This window comes from Kitasatospora sp. MY 5-36 (assembly GCF_001182915.1).
Classification (GTDB): Bacteria; Actinomycetota; Actinomycetes; order Streptomycetales; family Streptomycetaceae; genus Kitasatospora.
In genome coordinates, this window is sequence record NZ_LFVW01000049.1 from 20,656 (window position 1) to 37,199 (window position 16,544).

Here is a 16,544-nt window from a genome sequence, read left to right on the forward strand (position 1 = left end):
GGTCCTGTCTCTTTGGCTCCGGCCCCCGGTTCCGCCTCAGTCCCGCACACGTCCGTTTCGCACGCCTCCCCCGTCACGTCGACCCCGGATCGGCCATGCTCTCCTTCGTCCTGCGGCGGACCGCCCAGGCCCTCGCGGTCCTGGTCGCGGTCTCCGCCGCCGCCTTCGCCCTCTTCTACGCCGCGCCCGCCGACCCGGCCCGCGCCGCCTGCGGCCCGCGCTGCGACAGCGGGCAGGTCGCGGCGGTGCGCCAGAGCATGGGCCTGGACCAGCCGCTGCTCACCCAGTACACCGACTACCTGGCCGGGGTCGTCGCCGGGCGGGACATCGGCGACGTGGACGGCTCGACCATCCACTGCGACGCCCCCTGCCTCGGCTACTCCTACCGGCTGCACCAGCCGGTCAGCGAGGCCCTCGCCGACCACCTGCCGGTCACCCTCTCGCTGACCGCCGGGGCGCTCGCCGTCCTGCTGGTGTTCGGCCTCGGCACCGGCTTCGTCTCCGCGCTGCGGCACGGTCGGCGGACCGACCGGCTGCTGTCCGGCTTCACCCTGGTCGGCGCCAGCCTGCAGATCTACTTCCTCGGGTACGTCGCGCAGTGGCTGCTGGTCTACTCCACCGGGCTGCTGCCGCTGCCCTCCTACACCCCGCCGGCCGACGACCTGGCCGCCTGGGCGGGCGGGATGCTGCTCCCCTGGTTCGTCCTCGGCTTCGTCAACTCCGCGGTGTTCGCCCGGCTTTCGCGCTCGCAGCTGCTGGAGACGATGAACGAGGAGTACGTCCGCACGGCCCGCGGCAAGGGCCTGGGACGGCTGCGCGCCCACCTCAAGTACACCTCGCGCGGCGCCGCCGGACCGCTGGTGCAGCTGATCGGGCTGGAGGCCGGGGTGCTGCTCGGCGGAGCCGTGATCACCGAGACGGTGTTCGGGCTGAACGGGGTCGGGCGATTCGCCGCCGAGGCCGTCGCCGGACAGGACCTGCCCGCCGTGGTCGGCGCGGTGCTGCTGGCCGCCTGCTTCATGGTGCTGTTCGTCGCGCTGGCCGACCTCGCGGTCGCCTGGCTCGACCCTCGTGTCCGGCTGAACTGATGGGGAGCCCTTCGATGAATTCCACTGTTCCGGGGGCCGGCGTGCGGACCGCAGAGGTGGAGAGCACGGCGGCGGAGACCGTCGAGCCGGTGCTGAGCGTCCGCGATCTGACCGTCTCCTTCGCCGACCCGCGCGGCGGTGCGCCGGTGACCGCCGTCCAGGGCCTCTCCTTCGACCTCGCCCCGGGCGAAGTCCTGGGCCTGGTCGGCGAGTCGGGCTCCGGCAAGTCGACCGTCGGGCTCGCCGTCCTCGGCCTGCACGACCCGCGCACCACCACCGTCACCGGCTCGATCCGGCTCGACGGGCAGGAGGTCGTCGGCACCGAGGAGTCCGCGCTGCGCGGGGTGCGGGGCGGAAAGGCGGCGCTGGTCTTCCAGGACGCGCTCACCTCGCTCAGCCCCTTCCACGGCGTGGGCGCCCAGCTCGCCGAGATGTACCGGCTGCACCACCCGGGCACGGGCCGGGCCGAGGCGGGCCGGCGGGCGGCCGAGATGCTCGACCGGGTCGGCATCCCGACGGCCCGGACGCGCGACTACCCGCACCAGTTCTCCGGCGGCATGCGCCAGCGCGTGATGATCGCGATGGCGCTGATGAACGACCCCCGGCTGCTCATCGCGGACGAGCCGACCACCGCCCTGGACGCCCGCGTCCAGCGGCAGGTCCTCGACCTGCTCGGCGAGTTGCAGCGCGAGCACGGGACGGCGGTGCTGCTGGTCAGCCACGACCTGGGCGTGGTCGCCGGGACGACGGACCGCACGCTGGTGCTGCGCGGCGGGGTCGAGGTCGAGTCCGCGCCGACCGCCGAACTGCTGGCCGCACCGCGCGAGCCGTACACCCGGGCGCTGGTGGGCGCGGCGCTCCGGCTGGACTCGGTGCCGGGCACCGCCCTGCCGACGGTCGACGAGCCGGCCCCGTCGCGGACGTTCCGGCCGCGGACCGTCGAGCGCCCCGAGCGGTGGCTGGTCGAGGTGGACGACCTGTCCGTGCGCTTCCCCGGACGCCGGCGCTTCCCCGGCCTGCGGGCCGAACCGGTCCGGGCGGTCGAGGGCGTCGGTCTGCGGATCGCGCCCGGCGAGACGCTCGGGCTGGTCGGCGAGTCCGGCTCCGGCAAGTCCACCACCTCACGGGTCCTGGCCGGGCTGCAACGCCCCACCGGCGGCAGGGTGCTGTACGACGGCCAGGACGTCACCCGGCCGGACCGGGAGCTGCGGAAGCGGCTCAGCCGGGAGATCCAGCTGGTCTTCCAGGACCCGTACGCCTCGCTCAACCCGCGCCGGACCGTCGCCCAGACCCTGGACACCCCGCTGCGCCTGCACACCCCGCTGGACCAGGCCGAACGGCGGGAGCGCTCCGCCGAGTTGCTGGAGCAGGTCGGCCTGGAGGCCCGGCACCTGGACCGCTACCCGCACGAGTTCTCCGGCGGGCAGCGCCAGCGGATCGGCATCGCCCGCGCGCTGGCCCCGCAGCCGCGCCTGATCATCGCCGACGAGCCGGTCTCCGCGCTCGACGTGTCGGTGCAGGCCCAGGTGCTCAACCTGCTGATGGAGCTGCGCGAACGGCTCGGTGTCGCCTTCCTGTTCGTCTCCCACGACCTCGCGGTGGTCCGGCACTTCTGCGACCGGGTGGCGGTGATGCACCGGGGCCGACTGGTCGAGTCCACCGACCGGGACCAGCTGTTCGAGGCGCCGCACACCGAGTACACGAGGGAACTGCTGGCGGCGGTGCACTGAGATGACCGATGATCATCGAGGCCCGACGGGTGAAGCGGCAGGTCGTTCGGCTGCGCCGGTCCGGTTCGAGGCGCTAGCGTGCAGGCGATGTGACGTAGGAGACCCGGGCAAGGAATCACCAATCGAGGGGGCACTTTTGTCGGACGACCTGCTCATCGCAAAGATCAATCACGGCTTCGATCACCTCGACGCCGACGGCGACGGGCTGCTCACCGAGCGGGACCACGTCCTGATGGGCCTCTCGGTGGCCCGCTCGCTCGGCCACCAGGAGGGCTCCGAGGCGGAGGCCGTGATAGTCCGGGCCTACCTGACGACCTGGCACGACCTGCACCTCGCCCGGCTGCCCGCCGGCACCGAGGCGATCACCCGGCAGCAGTTCGTCGCCTCGACCGGCTCGCTCGCCGACGACCCGGAGGCCGCCCAGGAGATCCTCGGCGCGCTCGCCGGGGCCTTCCTCTCCGTCGCCGACGCCGACCGCAGCGGGACGGTGGACGCCGGCGAGTTCTTCGTCTTCCAGCGCGGCCACTTCGCCGGCCTGTCCCGCGACGACGCCGACGAGGCCTTCCGCCACCTCGACACCGACGGCGACGGCGTGCTCTCCGCGGCCGAGTTCACCAACGCGATCGTCGAGTTCTGGACCAGCCGCGACCCGGACGCGCCCGGCAACTGGTGGACGGGCAAACCGCCGTACGCCTTCTGAGCCGTACGTCCTCGGTGGTCCGCCCCCGCGAGCCGGAAGCCCGGGGGCGGACCACCGAGGACGTCTTCGGGCGTGCGGACGTCGTGCTCAGCTGCGGGCGGACGGCCCCTTCACCGACCTGGACGGATCGACCGGATCGGCCGTTTCCGCCGGACGGGCTCGGCTCCCGGCGCTCGATGAGCGGCCCGGACGCCGGCTGACGCTCACCACCAGGCAGACGCCCGCCACCACGATCGCGCCGCCCGCGAGGGTCGGGCCGGTCAGCGGCTCGGCCAGGATCAGCCAGCCCAGCAGCACCGCGACCACCGGGTTCACGTACGCGTACGTGGCCACCAGGGTCAGCGGGGCGGAGCGCAGCAGCCAGGCGTACGCGGTGAAGGCGAGCAGCGAGCCGAACACCACCAGGTAGGCGAGGGCCAGCCAGGACCGGCCGGAGACCGCCCCGAGGTCCACCCCGTGCTGCTCGCCGCGGCCCACTCCGACCAGCAGGTCGCCGAGGCCGCCGGCCAGCATCTGGTAGGCGCTCGCGGCGAGCACGTTGCCCGGCATCGGGATCTTCTTGCTCACGAAGGAGCCGGTCGCCCAGAGCAGGGTGGCGCCGATGATCAGGATCACGCCGCCCGGCTCGATCGACCCGCCGATCGCGGGGGCCGACAGGACTCCGAGGCCGACCAGTCCGAGCAGCACCCCGGCCAGCTCGGCGGGCTTCGGGCGATCGCCGCCGAACGCCGTCAGCACCACCATCCACAGCGGGACCGCGGCCACCAGCAGGGCCGCCAGGCCGGAGGGGACGGAGGTCTCGCCCAGGACCACCAGTCCGTTGCCGCCGGTCAGCAGCAGCAGCCCGACCAGGGCGGAGGAGGCCAGCTGGCGCCGGGTCACCTTCAGACCGGCCGGGCCCTGGCGCACCAGGAGGTAGCCGGCCAGCAGCAGGCCTGCGGTGAGGAAGCGGGCGCTGGCGGAGAGGAAGGAGGGCATCGTCTCGACCGCGACCCGGATCGCCAGGTAGGTCGATCCCCAGACGATGTAGACCACGAGGAGGGCCAGCCAGACCGCGCCGCCGAGGCGGGGGACGGGGCTCGCCCCGGCCTTGGCCCCGGCCTCGGTCCTGGCTTCGGTCCTGGCTTCGGCTCCGGCCTTGGTGGTGGCGGGGGTGTCGGGGGCTGAGCCGGGGGTCGCGGCCGGTTGGGAGGGTGAAGCGGGCGGTGTCATGCGTGTCCCCCTTGGACGGTACTGGCCGAACATCCGACATGACAGCGCATGGACGGCCCGGTGCGCCAGTCGGTATCAGGAATCGGACCGCGGGACGTACCGTGAACGCTCCCCAGCGAGGAGGTCGAACCCGTGTCCGCATCCGAGGAGGCCCTGCCGTTCTTCGTGTACGGCACCCTGCGCAGCGGCGGCCGCAATCATGCCGTCCACCTGGCCGGGCGCTGCGCCGACGTCCGGCCGGCCGTGCTGGACGGCGCCGCGCTGCACGAGGGCCCCGGCTTCCCGTACGCGGTGCCGGACCCGGCGCCCGGGCGTCGGATCGTGGGTGAGCTCGTCACCGTACGCCCTGGCGCGTACGCCGGAGCCATGGAGGCCCTGGACCGGCTGGAGGAGTGCCGGGCCGACGGGACCGGGCTGTACGTCCGGCGGCGGATGACGGTGCGGACCGCGACGGGCGAGCCGCGGGCGGCCTGGGTCTACCTCGCCGGGCCGAGGGCCGAGGCGCGACTGCGGGAGCAGCCGGCGCCGATCGAGTCCGGGGACTGGGGAGCGGGTGGGGGACAGACCGCCAGGTAGGCTGCCCCGGCCAGTCAGATTCCACTCATTGGCCCATTCGAACGACGAGGAGCCACCCGGTGCCCGAGCTGCCACCCCCGATCACCGTCGTCGGGATCGGGGCCGACGGCTGGCCCGGCCTCGCCGTCGGCTCCCGGGCCGTGCTGCGGGAGGCCGAGGTCGTCGTCGGCGGCCCCCGCCAGCTGGACCTGCTCCCCCGCGACGAGGTCGCCGCCGAGCGCGTCCCCTGGCCGTCCCCGCTGCGCCCCGCCGTCCCCGGGCTGCTCGCCGCCCACGCCGACCGCCGCACCGCCGTCCTGGCCAGCGGCGACCCGATGTTCTACGGCATCGGCCGCACCCTCGCCGAGACCGTCGGCGCCGAGCGCCTGCGCGTCCTGCCGCACCCCTCCTCCGTCTCCTACGCCTGCGCCCGGCTCGGCTGGCCGCTGGAGGCCACCGAGGTCGTCAGCCTGGTCGGCCGACCGCTGGACACCCTCTCGCTCGCCCTCCACCCCGGCCGCCGCCTGCTGGTGCTCAGCGCCGACTCCGCCACCCCGGCCGCCGTCGCCGGACTGCTCACCGCCCGCGGCTACGGCACCGCCCGCCTGCGGGTCCTCGAACAGCTCGGCGCCCCGGCCGAACGCCACCTGGACGGCCCCGCCGACGGCTGGCCGCACCCGCCCGGCGACCCGCTGAACGTCATCGCCGTCGACCTCGGCGACGGCCCCCGCACCTCCCTCGTCCCCGGCCTGCCCGACACCGCGTACGAGAGCGACGGCCAGCTCACCAAGCGCCACGTCCGCGCCGCCACCCTCGCCACGCTCGCCCCCTCCCCCGGCGAACTGCTCTGGGACGTCGGCGGCGGCTCCGGCTCGATCGCCATCGAGTGGCTGCGCGCCCACCGCGACTGCCGGGCCGTCAGCGTCGAACGCGACCCGGTCCGGGCCGAGCGGATCGCCCGCAACGCCGCCGCGCTCGGCGTGCCCCGGCTCCGGGTGGCGACCGGACCCGCCCCCGCCGCGCTCGCCGGACTCCCCACCCCCGACGCCGTGTTCATCGGCGGCGGCCTCACCGCACCCGGCCTGCTGGAGAGTTGCTGGGCCGCGCTGCGCCCCGGCGGCCGGATCGTCGCCAACACCGTGACGCTGGAGTCCGAGGCGCTGCTCACCGAGTGGTACCGGCGCCACGGCGGGGAGCTCGTCAAACTCGCCGTCGCCCACGCCGTCCCCGTGGGCGGCTTCACCGGCTGGCGCCAGGCCATGCCGGTCACCCAGTGGTCCGCCGTCAAGCCCGACGCCCGTGCCACCGAGGACCGCACCACTGAAGCCCGCGCCGCCGAAGCCCGCACGTCCGACAACCCCCTTCAGGAGAACGCCTCGTGACCGTCCACTTCATCGGAGCCGGCCCGGGCGCCGCCGACCTGATCACCCTGCGCGGCCAGCGCATCCTGGCCCGCGCCGAGGTCTGCCTGTACGCGGGCAGCCTCGTCCCGCGCGAACTGCTGGACGAGTGCCCGCCCGGCGCCCGGCTGATCGACACCGCGCAGCTCAACCTGGACCAGATCACCGCCGAGCTGGTCGCCGCGCACGAGGCCGGCCAGGACGTGGCCCGGCTGCACTCCGGCGACCCGTCCGTCTTCTCCGCCGTCGCCGAGCAGATGCGCCGCCTGGACGCGGCCGGTGTGCCCTACGAGGTGGTCCCCGGCGTGCCCGCCTTCGCCGCCGCCGCGGCCGCGCTGAAGCGGGAGCTGACCGTCCCGACCGTCGGCCAGACCGTCATCCTCACCCGGATCGCCAAGCGCGCCACCCCGATGCCCGAGGGCGAGGACCTCGCCACCCTCGGCCGCAGCGGCGCCCTGCTGGTGCTGCACCTGGCCGCCGGGTACGTGGACGACGTGGTCGAGCAGCTGCTCCCGCACTACGGCGCCGACTGCCCGGTCGCCGTCGTCGCGATGGCCAGCCGCCCCGACGAGCTGGTGCTGCGCGGAACCGTCGGCGACATCGCCGAACAGGTCAAGGCCGCGGGCGTGGTCCGCACCGCCGTCATCATCGTCGGCCGCACCCTGGCCGCCGAGCACTTCCGCGACAGCCACCTCTACTCGGCGGACCGCGAGCGCCCGCACGAGCCCTGCGGGGCGTGATGCGACACGTCCTGGTCCTCGGCGGGACCACCGAGGGGCGGACGCTGGCAGCCGAACTCGCCCCCACCGCCCTCCGGGTCACCAGCTCGCTGGCCGGCCGGGTCGCCCGACCCCGGCTGCCCGCCGGGGAGGTGCGGATCGGCGGCTTCGGCGGTCCGGAGGGCCTGGCCGACTGGCTGCGCACGGAACGCGTGGACGCGGTGGTGGACGCCACCCACCCGTTCGCCGCCGGCATCTCGCACAACGCCGCCCTCGCGGCCGCCGCCACCGGCGTCCCCCTGCTGGTGCTGCGCCGCCCCGGCTTCACCCGCGTCGACGGGGACCACTGGCTCCCCGCCCCCTCTCTCGCCGCGGCCGCCGAGCTGCTGCCCCGGCGCGGGGAACGGGTCTTCCTCACCATCGGCCGGCAGGGCGTCGCCGCCTTCGCCCACCTCGACGGCGTCCACTTCCTCGCCCGCTCGGTGGACCCGCCCGAGCCCCCGCTGCCGCCCTCGTTCGAAGTCCTGCTGGACCGCGGCCCGTTCACGATCGAGGGCGAGGAGGCGCTGCTGCGCGGGCACGACATCGACGTCCTGGTCACCAAGGACAGCGGCGGCGCCGCGACCGCCCCCAAACTGACCGCCGCCCGCGGACTGGGCCTGCCCGTCATCATCGTGGAACGCCCGCCCGTACCGGAGGGCGTCCCCGTCGCACCCGACGTCCCGGGCGCACTGCGCTGGCTGGAGCACCTGGGCTAGGAGCGGGGAAATTGGGCGGCGGGCCCGTCGGATGACGGGCAGGATGGCCCGATGACCGATGATCAGCGCACGCAGACCCCCCGCACCGCCGACGAACGCGCCACACTGGCAGGCTTCCTGGACTACCAGCGCGACACCCTCGCGATGAAGTGCGAGGGCCTCACCGCGGAGCAGCTCCGCGCCCGCGTGCTGGAGCCGTCCGGGCTCTCCCTGCTCGGGCTGGTCCGCCACCTCGCCGAGGTGGAGCGCAGCTGGTTCCGCAACGTCCTCAACAAGGAGGACGCGCGCGGCTTCTGGGCGCACCCCGACGGCTCCTTCGCCGAGTTCGACGCCGAGACCGCCGACCCCGACGAGGCCTTCGCGATCTGGCGCCGCGAGTGCGACCACGCCAGGGAACTCGTGGCCGCCGCGGAGTCGTTGGACGTCCTGGGCCACTACGGCGAGGAGGTCTTCTCGCTGCGCTGGATCCTCACCCACATGATCGAGGAGTACGCCCGCCACAACGGCCACGCCGACCTCCTCCGCGAACACCTCGACGGCACCACCGGCGAGTAACGCCGCAGGGCACCGGACAGCGCCGGGCACTCGGAGGGAACACGTCGTCCGGGCACTGGACAACCCGGTGTTCGTGGAGTACCTGAACACCGGGTTGGATGTTTCCGTGCTGCTGGCCGGGCTCAACGGATGAGGCCGGCCAGCAGTGTGACGGTCGGTCAGATGTCGCGGAAGGTCTCGATCCGGGCGCCGATGGAGTTGAGGCGCTCGGCGAGGTCCTCGTAGCCGCGGTTGATGACGTAGACGTTGCGCAGGACGGAGGTGCCCTGGGCGGCGAGCATGGCGAGCAGGATGACCACGGCGGGGCGCAGGGCCGGCGGGCACATCATCTCGGCGGCGCGCCAGCGGGTGGGGCCCTGGACCAGTACGCGGTGCGGGTCGAGGAGCTTGACGTCGGCGCCGAGGCGGGTCAGCTCGGTCAGGTAGATCGCGCGGTTGTCGTACACCCAGTCGTGGATCATCGTGGTGCCGTGCGCGGCCGCGGCGATGGCGGCGAAGAACGGCACGTTGTCGATGTTGATGCCGGGGAACGGCATCGGGTGGATGGTGTCGATCGGCGCGGTGAGCTTGGAGGGGCGCACGGTGAGGTCGACCAGTCGGGTCTGACCGTTGTGGGCCCGGTACTCGGGGGTGCGGTCGTAGTCGAGGCCCATGCCCTCCAGCACCGCGAGCTCGATCTCCAGGAACTCGATCGGCACCCGGCGGATGGTCAGCTCGGAGGAGGTGACGACGGCGGCGGCCAGCAGGCTCATCGCCTCCACCGGGTCCTCGGCCGGGGTGTAGTCGACGTCGCAGGTGATCTCCGGGACGCCGTGCACGGTGAGGGTGGTGGTGCCGATGCCCTCGATCCGCACGCCCAGCTTCTCCAGGAAGAAGCAGAGGTCCTGGACCATGTAGTTGGGCGAGGCGTTGCGGATGACGCTGACGCCGTCGTGCCGGGCGGCGGCCAGCAGGGCGTTCTCGGTGACGGTGTCCCCGCGCTCGGTCAGGACGATCGGGCGGTCCTGCGGGGTGCCCGGCTCGACCGAGGCGTGGTAGGCGCCGCCGGTGGTGGCGACCTCCAGGCCGAAGCGGCGCAGCGCGGTCAGGTGCGGCTGCACGGTGCGGGTGCCGAGGTCGCAGCCGCCGGCGTACGGGATGGCGAAGCGCTGGGCGCGGTGCATCAGCGGGCCGAGGAACATCAGCACGCTGCGGGTGCGGCGGGCCGCCTCGACGTCCATCGCCGCGAGGTCGAGCTCGGCGGGCGGGGTGAGTTCGAGGTCGCGGCCCTCGTTGATCCAGCGGCTCTTGACGCCGATGCTGGTGAGCACCTCGAGGATGCGGTAGACCTCTTCGATCCGGGCGACGCTGCGGATCGTGGTGCGGCCGGTGGTCAGCAGCGAGGCGCAGAGGATCGCCACGCAGGCGTTCTTGCTGCTGCGGACGTCGATCGCGCCGGAGAGCCGGGTGCCGCCGGCGACGCGCAGGTGCATCGGGCCGGAGTAGCCGAGGGAGACGATCTCGCTGTCGAGGGCTTCGCCGATGCGGGCGATCATCTCAAGGCTGACGTTCTGCTTGCCCTGTTCGATGCGGTTGACCGCGCTCTGGCTGGTTCCGAGGGCTTCGCCGAGCTGCGCCTGGGACCAGCCGCGGTGCTGGCGCGCGGTACGGATGAGGGTGCCGATACGGGTGAGGTAGTCGCCTGTCACTCGCCAGACGATATCTCATGGTTGAGATGGCGACAGAACCGGGGGGCCGCCCTACTGCTCCATTTGTCCGATTCTTGCCCTGTTTGGGCGTCAGTTCTTCACGTCACCGGGCGATGTTGTCGCTCCGTCGTGACACCCGTGACATTGTCACGGCCCGAGCGGCTCCGCCCGGCCGACGACGGTGCCCGCGCGGTCGATGCAGATGACGTCCACCGCGACCGGCGAGCCCACCAGCACGCCGAGCGCCGTCGCCCGGGCCGCCTCGGCGACCAGGTCCCCGAGCGGCACCCCGGCCGCACGGCACAACTGCACGGCCTCCAGCGCGGTGTTGGCGCCCGCGACCGCCTCGGCCAGCGCCTCGTCCGCGCCACCCCGGCGGGCCAGTCCGGCCAGGTAGCCCTTGTCCACCTGGGAGCGCGCCGAGTGCAGGTCGAGGTGGCCGGCCGCGAGCTTGGACAGCTTGGCGAAGCCGCCCGCGATGGTCAGCCGGGGCACCGGGTGGCGCTTGAGGTACTTGAGCACCGCACCGGCGAAGTCGCCCATGTCCAGCAGCGCGTCCTCGGGCAGCCCGTGCTCCGCGACCGCGACCTTCTCCGAGGTCGAGCCGGTGCAGCCGGCCACGTGGGTGCGCCCCGCCGCGCGGGCCACGTCCACGCCGCGGCGGATCGAGTCGATCCAGGCCGAGCAGGAGTAGGGGACGACCACCCCGGTCGTACCGAGGATGGACAGGCCGCCGAGGATGCCGAGCCGGGGGTTCCAGGTGGAGCGGGCGATCTCCTCGCCGTGGTCGACCGCGATCTCGACCACCACGTCCCCGCTGCCGCCGTGCGCGGCGGCCACCTCGGCGACGACGTCCCGGATCATCTGCCGGGGCACCGGGTTGATCGCGGGTTCGCCGACGGGCAGCGGCAGGCCGGCCTTGGTGACCGTCCCCACCCCGGGGCCGGCCCGGAACACCACCCCGGTACCGGGCTCGCCGGACCGTACGGTCGAGCGGATCAGCGCGCCGTGGGTGACGTCGGGGTCGTCGCCCGCGTCCTTGACCACCCCGGCCATGGCGGCGGTGCGCCCGCCGGGGCCGGTCGGCTGCTCGGCTGCGGTCGGCTCCTCAGTACCGGTCGGCTGCTCGGCGACGGTCAGCCGCTCGGCCGCGAGGGCGAAGGCGGGCTGCTGCCCCTTGGGGAGGGTGATGACCACCGGGTCCGGGAACTCGCCGGTGAGCAGCGCGGTGTACGCGGCCCTGGTGGCGGCGGTGGCGCAGGCGCCCGTCGTCCAGCCGGGCCGCAGGCCGCTGCTCTTCAGCTGGCCGGCCCGGCCGCCCGCTCCGGCGCCGACCCCGACTCCCGCCTCGGATCCCGCTGCGGCCACCTGCGCCCCGTTTCCGACGGCGCCCGCGCCGTCCTTGCTCCGCTCCGGCGGCCGCACCGGACGCCGTCGCCGATTTTCCCCCACCGGCCCTGGTCGGGCCCGACCGGGGTGGCGGCGGCCGCGCCTCGCCCCGCTCGGTGGAACCCCTCGTGCACGAGTTGCGGAGGGTCGCGCCGTCCCGCGTTCCCGAAGAGTTCTCCGCACGGGCCTCGCCCGCCGCGGCTACCAGTGAGTAATCTGGCGGTCCGCCAGAAGCGGGTTCATGACAGACGTGGGCCCGGCCGGGGTCGACTGCCCCGCCGGGCCACCAGCATGTGGGGGTTTTTGTGGCAGGGATGAGTCGGCGTACGTTCCTCACCGGTACGTCGGTGGCCGCCGCCTGGTCGGCCTTGTCGTTGGGCGGCGCGCAGTTCGCCTCGGCCGCGGCGCGCGACCAGGCCCTGGCGACGACGGCCGCGCGGGCGGTCAGGGTCACCGGGACCACGCTGGAGCAGGTGGCCACGCCGGTCGGCACCGGCGGCTACAAGCGGCTGACGGCCGGGCCGGGCTGGCCGCTGGTGGTGCGCGGCGACCTGGCGTCGGCGACCACCGGGCGGGACGACCGCCGGACCGGGCTGGCCAGCTTCGTCCAGTTCAGCGACCTGCACCTGGTGGACACCGAGTCCCCGGTGCGCTTCGAGTACCTGGCCAAGCTCAACGGCAGCGCGTACCGGCCGCAGGAGGCCCTGAACGCCCGCGGTGTCTCGGCCCTCGTCGAGCGGGTCAACTCGCTCGCCGGCGGCCCCTACACCGGGATGCCGTTCAGCATGGTGATGGCCACCGGCGACAACACCGACAACCACGAGCTCGCCGAACTCGACTGGTACCTCAAGGTCATGGGCGGTGGACGGCTGGCCCAGAACACCGGTGACCTCAGCCGCTACGAGGGTGTGCAGAACTCCGGCAACGCCGCCTACTGGAACCCCGAACTCTCCTACAACGACGGCTACAAGGCGAAGGGCTTCCCGCAGATAGCCGGCTTCCTGTCCGCCGCCGGCCGCCCCTTCGACGCGCCGGGCCTGCGCACGCCCTGGTACACCACGGTCGGCAACCACGACGACAGCATCGAGGGCTCGCTGCCGGACCTCGGGCTGCTGAACGACCTGTACACCGGCCAGTACAAGCTGGAGGGCTGCGACGACGCCACGGCCGCCCAGCTGACGGACTCGCTGCGCCGCGACCCGGCGGGCGCCGTGCTGCTGCTGGCGAAGCTGATCGCCAGCGGCGACCTGGTCCGCAAGGTCACCCCGGACGAGCGCCGCCGGCCGTTCACGCTCAAGGAGTTCGCCAAGGCCCACCTGAACCCGGCGGTCACCGGCGCCGGCCCGTACGGGCACGGCTTCACCTCGGACATGGCGAACAGCGGCAAGCTCTACTACACCTTCCGCATCTCGGAGAAGGTGGTCGGCATCAGCCTGGACACCACCAACCAGGCCGGGTTCGCCGACGGTTCGCTGGGCACCGCGCAACTGCGCTGGCTGGAGCAGCAGTTGCAGACGCACAGCGGGCACTGGTACGACGCCGACGGGCGCAAGGTGACCGGCGGGAGCACGGACGAGCTGATCCTGCTCTTCAGCCACCACACCAGCGGCACGATGGGCAACCTGCTGCCGGACCCGCGCAACATCTTCGAGGGACGGCACGACGGCAACGAGCTGGTGGCGCTGCTCCAGCGCTACCCGAACGTGGTCGCGTGGGTGAACGGGCACACCCACATGAACAAGATCACGCCGCACGGCCACGCGGTGCCGGAGCGGGCGTTCTGGGAGATCAACACCGCCTCGCACATCGACTACCCGCAGCACGGGCGGATCATCGAGATCGCGGACAACGGGGACGGCACGCTCTCGCTGTTCACCACGCTGATCGAGTCCTCCGCCCCGTACGGGACGGACTTCGGCGGCACCTCGGACGCCAACCTCGCGGCGCTCTACCGCGAGCTGTCGTACAACGACCCGAACGGCCGCCCGGCGGCGCTGCTGGGCGCGGGCGGGGACCACAACACGGAGCTGCTGCTCACCAAGCCGACCCGGTAGCGGTCGGCAGCCGGAGAACAGGGAACGGATACCAGCCAACAGAGAACAGATGACAGCGAACAGATGATGAAATCTGTTCGCTGTCATCTGTCACCCGTCACTCCTCCGGGTACCGCCGCGGCGTCCAGACGACCTCCACGCCGCCGCCCCGCTCGACCGCCCGGGTCTGCGAGGAGCCGATCAGCAGGATGGTCCGCATGTCGACCAGCGCCGGGTCCAGCTCGCCCAGTCGGACGATCCGCACCCGCTCGGTCGGGCCGCCGACGTCGCGGGCCATCACCACCGGGGTCTCCGGCGCCCGGTACTCCAGCAGCAGGTCCCGGGCGAGCCCGACCTGGGTGGTCCGGGACTTCGAGCCCGGGTTGTACAGGGCGAGCACCAGGTCCGCCTCGGCCGCGGCCCGCAGCCGCTTCGCCACCACGTCCCACGGCTTGAGCCGGTCCGAGAGCGACACCGTCGCGTAGTCGTGCCCGAGCGGGGCGCCGGCCCGGGAAGCGGCCGCGTGGGCGGCGGTCATCCCGGGGAGCACCCGCACCGGGACGTCCCGGTAGGCCTCCTCGCAGGCGACCTCCAGTACGGCGGTGGCCATCGCGAACACCCCCGGGTCACCCGAGGACACCACCGCGACGCGGTGCCCGCGCCGGGCGAGCTCCAGGGCGAACTCGGCGCGCTCCGACTCCACCTTGTTGTCCGAGCCGTGCCGCCGCTGCCCCGGCCGCTCCGGCACCCGGTCCAGGTAGGTGGTGTAGCCGACCAGGTCGGTGGCCTCGGAGAGCGCGCCGCGCGCCTCGGCGGTCAGCCAGAGCGGCCCGGCCGGCCCGGTGCCGACCACGGTCACGCTGCCGACGCCGTCCGACAGCCGGACCTCCGGCTCCAGCGGCGCGACCTTGCTCGGCAGCACCGCGACCGAGAAGTACGGCACCGTGTCGCCGTCGACCTCGGCGAGCGGCGCGATCCGCTCCCCCGCCATGAAGGCCCGCTCCACGTACTGCGCGTCCGCCAGCCGCCCGGCCCGCTCCAGGGCCCGGCGGACGGTCGGGAAGGTGCGCCCCAGCTTCATGATCACGGCCGAGTCGGCGGCCGCGATCCGCGCCGTCAGCTCCTCCTCGGGCAGCGTGCCGGGGATGACGGTGAGCGTCTCCTCGGCCTCGGTCAGCGGCTGCCCGAGCCGGGCCGCGGCCGCGCTGAGCGAGGTCACGCCCGGCACCACCTCGGTCGGGTAGCGGTGCGCGAGCCGCTTGTGCATGTGCTGGTAGGAGCCGTAGAAGAGCGGGTCGCCCTCGGCGAGGACGACCACGTCGCGCCCGGCGTCCAGGTGGGCGGCCAGCCGGGCGGCGGCCTCCTCGTAGAAGCCGTCCAACGCGCCGCGGTAGCCGCCCGGGTGGTCGGTGGTCTCGACGGTGAGCGGGTAGACCAGCTTCTCCTCGATCTGACCGTCCGTCAGATACCGTTCGGCGATCGACCGTGCGATGGACCGGCCGTGCCGGGCGCTGTGGTAGGCCACCACGTCGGCCTTGCCGATGAGTTCGGCGGCGCGGACGGTCACCAGCGACGGGTCGCCCGGGCCGAGCCCGACACCGTACAGCCGACCCGTGGTGCCCTGACGGTCCGTCACTCTTCTTCGCTCGCAATCGCGTTGATGGCGGCGGCGGCCATCGCACTGCCGCCGCGCCGACCGCGCACCACCAGGTGCTCCAGGCCGGACGGGTGCTCGGCCAGGGCCTGCTTGGACTCGGCGGCGCCGATGAAGCCGACCGGGACGCCGATCACCGCGGCCGGTCGCGGTGCGCCCGCCTCGATCATCTCCAGCAGCCGGAACAGCGAGGTCGGGGCGTTGCCGACGGCGACCACCGCGCCCTCCAGCCGGGGCAGCCACAGCTCCATGGCCGCGGCGCTGCGGGTGTTGCCCATCGTGCGGGCGAGTTCGGGCACCGAGGGGTCGGTGAGGGTGCAGATCACCTCGTTGTCGGCCGGCAGCCGCCGACGGGTGACGCCGCTCGCGACCATGTTGACGTCGCAGAGGATGGGCGCACCCGCGTGCAGCGCGGCGCGCGCGGAGGCGACCACACCGGGCGAGTACACCAGGTCCTCGACCAGGTCGACCATCCCGCAGGCGTGGATCATCCGCACCGCGACCTGGGAGACGTCCGCCGGGAGGGCGGCCAGATCGGCCTCCGCGCGGATGGTGGCAAAGGACTGGCGGTAGATGGACGCGCCGTCCTTCTCGTACTCGATCACTTCGTGGTCCTCCTGGCCTCGGCGACCGCCTCGGCCATCTCCTCGTTCGTCACAACGGCGTTCGTCACAACGGCGTTCATCTCATGGGCCTTCGCCGCATCGGGCTCCGGCACGTCGGCGTTCGCCCCGTTCACCGTCACCCGGTAGCCGCGCCCCGTGGCGAGCACGTCCACCCACCGCCCGGCCGGATGGCCGCAGCGCCGTTCACAGCCCGACCAGTGGACGGGCAGCAGACCATCGGGGCCGGCACCGGTCCTCACGACGGCACCGGCCCTCACCGTGGCACCAGCCCTCACGGCGGCACCGGAGTCCAGCGCCCGGGCCGCGTCCGTACGGACGTCGGCCAGCGACTTGGCGCAGCCCGGCAGCCCGGTGCAGGCGGTGGCCCGCTCCCAGGCCGAGCCGGGCTCGGTGCGGAAGCCGGCCGCGGCGAGCCCGGGCAGCCGGTCGGCCGGGGC

The 16,544-nt window shown here is 73.7% G+C and carries 14 protein-coding genes and 1 pseudogene; 9 read left to right on the plus strand and 6 right to left on the minus strand.

Annotation, left to right across the window (positions count from 1 at the left end):
- Positions 1 to 95: 95 nt before the first annotated feature.
- From AE652_RS04565 to AE652_RS04575, 3 genes are all read left to right on the plus strand, one after another.
- Positions 96 to 1,088, plus strand: a complete 993-nt coding sequence (locus AE652_RS04565; RefSeq protein WP_049649815.1) for an ABC transporter permease — start codon at positions 96 to 98, stop codon at positions 1,086 to 1,088.
- 14 nt (positions 1,089 to 1,102) lie between these two features.
- Complete coding sequence (locus tag AE652_RS04570) at positions 1,103 to 2,818, plus strand: ABC transporter ATP-binding protein (RefSeq protein WP_107086365.1); 1,716 nt, start codon at positions 1,103 to 1,105, stop codon at positions 2,816 to 2,818.
- A 136-nt stretch (positions 2,819 to 2,954) separates the two neighbouring features.
- Positions 2,955 to 3,518: an EF-hand domain-containing protein gene (locus AE652_RS04575; RefSeq protein WP_049649817.1), complete on the plus strand. Its 564-nt coding sequence runs from the start codon at positions 2,955 to 2,957 to the stop codon at positions 3,516 to 3,518.
- An 87-nt stretch (positions 3,519 to 3,605) separates the two neighbouring features.
- On the opposite strand, the gene AE652_RS04580 is transcribed toward AE652_RS04575, so the two are convergent.
- The gene (locus AE652_RS04580) at positions 3,606 to 4,730 is read right to left on the minus strand and encodes an EamA family transporter (RefSeq protein WP_063780054.1); all 1,125 of its coding nucleotides are present in this window, start codon (positions 4,728 to 4,730) and stop codon (positions 3,606 to 3,608) included.
- A gap of 132 nt (positions 4,731 to 4,862) precedes the next feature.
- Between AE652_RS04580 and AE652_RS04585 the strand changes: the two genes are divergently transcribed.
- Genes AE652_RS04585 through AE652_RS04605 form a run of 5 tightly spaced genes read left to right on the plus strand, consistent with a single transcriptional unit; the run spans position 4,863 to position 8,717 of the window.
- Positions 4,863 to 5,306: a gamma-glutamylcyclotransferase family protein gene (locus AE652_RS04585; RefSeq protein WP_049649832.1), complete on the plus strand. Its 444-nt coding sequence runs from the start codon at positions 4,863 to 4,865 to the stop codon at positions 5,304 to 5,306.
- A 59-nt stretch (positions 5,307 to 5,365) separates the two neighbouring features.
- Positions 5,366 to 6,667 carry a precorrin-6y C5,15-methyltransferase (decarboxylating) subunit CbiE gene (gene cbiE, locus AE652_RS04590; protein WP_304414258.1) on the plus strand — a complete coding sequence of 434 codons (1,302 nt, stop codon included), beginning with the start codon at positions 5,366 to 5,368 and terminating at the stop codon, positions 6,665 to 6,667.
- Positions 6,664 to 7,425, plus strand: a complete 762-nt coding sequence (gene cobM, locus AE652_RS04595) for a precorrin-4 C(11)-methyltransferase (RefSeq protein ID WP_049649818.1) — start codon at positions 6,664 to 6,666, stop codon at positions 7,423 to 7,425. The genes cbiE and cobM overlap by 4 nt, the downstream gene beginning before the upstream one ends.
- Positions 7,425 to 8,162, plus strand: coding sequence for a cobalt-precorrin-6A reductase (locus AE652_RS04600; RefSeq protein ID WP_049649819.1), 738 nt, complete (start codon positions 7,425 to 7,427; stop codon positions 8,160 to 8,162). Before cobM ends, AE652_RS04600 begins: the two co-directional genes overlap by 1 nt.
- A gap of 51 nt (positions 8,163 to 8,213) precedes the next feature.
- The gene (locus tag AE652_RS04605; protein WP_049649820.1) at positions 8,214 to 8,717 is read left to right on the plus strand and encodes a DinB family protein; all 504 of its coding nucleotides are present in this window, start codon (positions 8,214 to 8,216) and stop codon (positions 8,715 to 8,717) included.
- Between the two features lie 158 nt (positions 8,718 to 8,875).
- Here the strand turns inward: AE652_RS04605 and AE652_RS04610 are convergent, their stop codons facing one another.
- The gene (locus AE652_RS04610) at positions 8,876 to 10,405 is read right to left on the minus strand and encodes a UDP-N-acetylglucosamine 1-carboxyvinyltransferase (protein WP_049649821.1); all 1,530 of its coding nucleotides are present in this window, start codon (positions 10,403 to 10,405) and stop codon (positions 8,876 to 8,878) included.
- Between the two features lie 147 nt (positions 10,406 to 10,552).
- Entirely contained in the window at positions 10,553 to 11,773 is a 1,221-nt protein-coding gene (locus AE652_RS04615; protein ID WP_049649834.1) for a cobalt-precorrin-5B (C(1))-methyltransferase, read from the minus strand.
- Between the two features lie 335 nt (positions 11,774 to 12,108).
- On the opposite strand from AE652_RS04615, the gene AE652_RS04620 reads away from it, so the two are divergent.
- Positions 12,109 to 13,848: a TIGR03767 family metallophosphoesterase gene (locus AE652_RS04620; RefSeq protein WP_107086366.1), complete on the plus strand. Its 1,740-nt coding sequence runs from the start codon at positions 12,109 to 12,111 to the stop codon at positions 13,846 to 13,848.
- Positions 13,849 to 13,945: 97 nt separating this feature from the next.
- Here AE652_RS04620 and AE652_RS04625 read toward each other — a convergent pair whose 3' ends face one another.
- The 3 genes and pseudogenes from AE652_RS04625 to AE652_RS04635 all read right to left on the minus strand — a co-directional run.
- Entirely contained in the window at positions 13,946 to 15,463 is a 1,518-nt protein-coding gene (locus AE652_RS04625) for a precorrin-2 C(20)-methyltransferase (protein ID WP_049649823.1), read from the minus strand.
- Positions 15,460 to 16,086: a precorrin-8X methylmutase gene (locus AE652_RS04630; protein WP_049649824.1), complete on the minus strand. Its 627-nt coding sequence runs from the start codon at positions 16,084 to 16,086 to the stop codon at positions 15,460 to 15,462. Before AE652_RS04630 ends, AE652_RS04625 begins: the two co-directional genes overlap by 4 nt.
- A pseudogene (locus AE652_RS04635) lies at positions 16,083 to 16,544 on the minus strand (nitrite reductase); the annotation flags it as partial. The gene AE652_RS04630 and the pseudogene AE652_RS04635, both read right to left, overlap by 4 nt.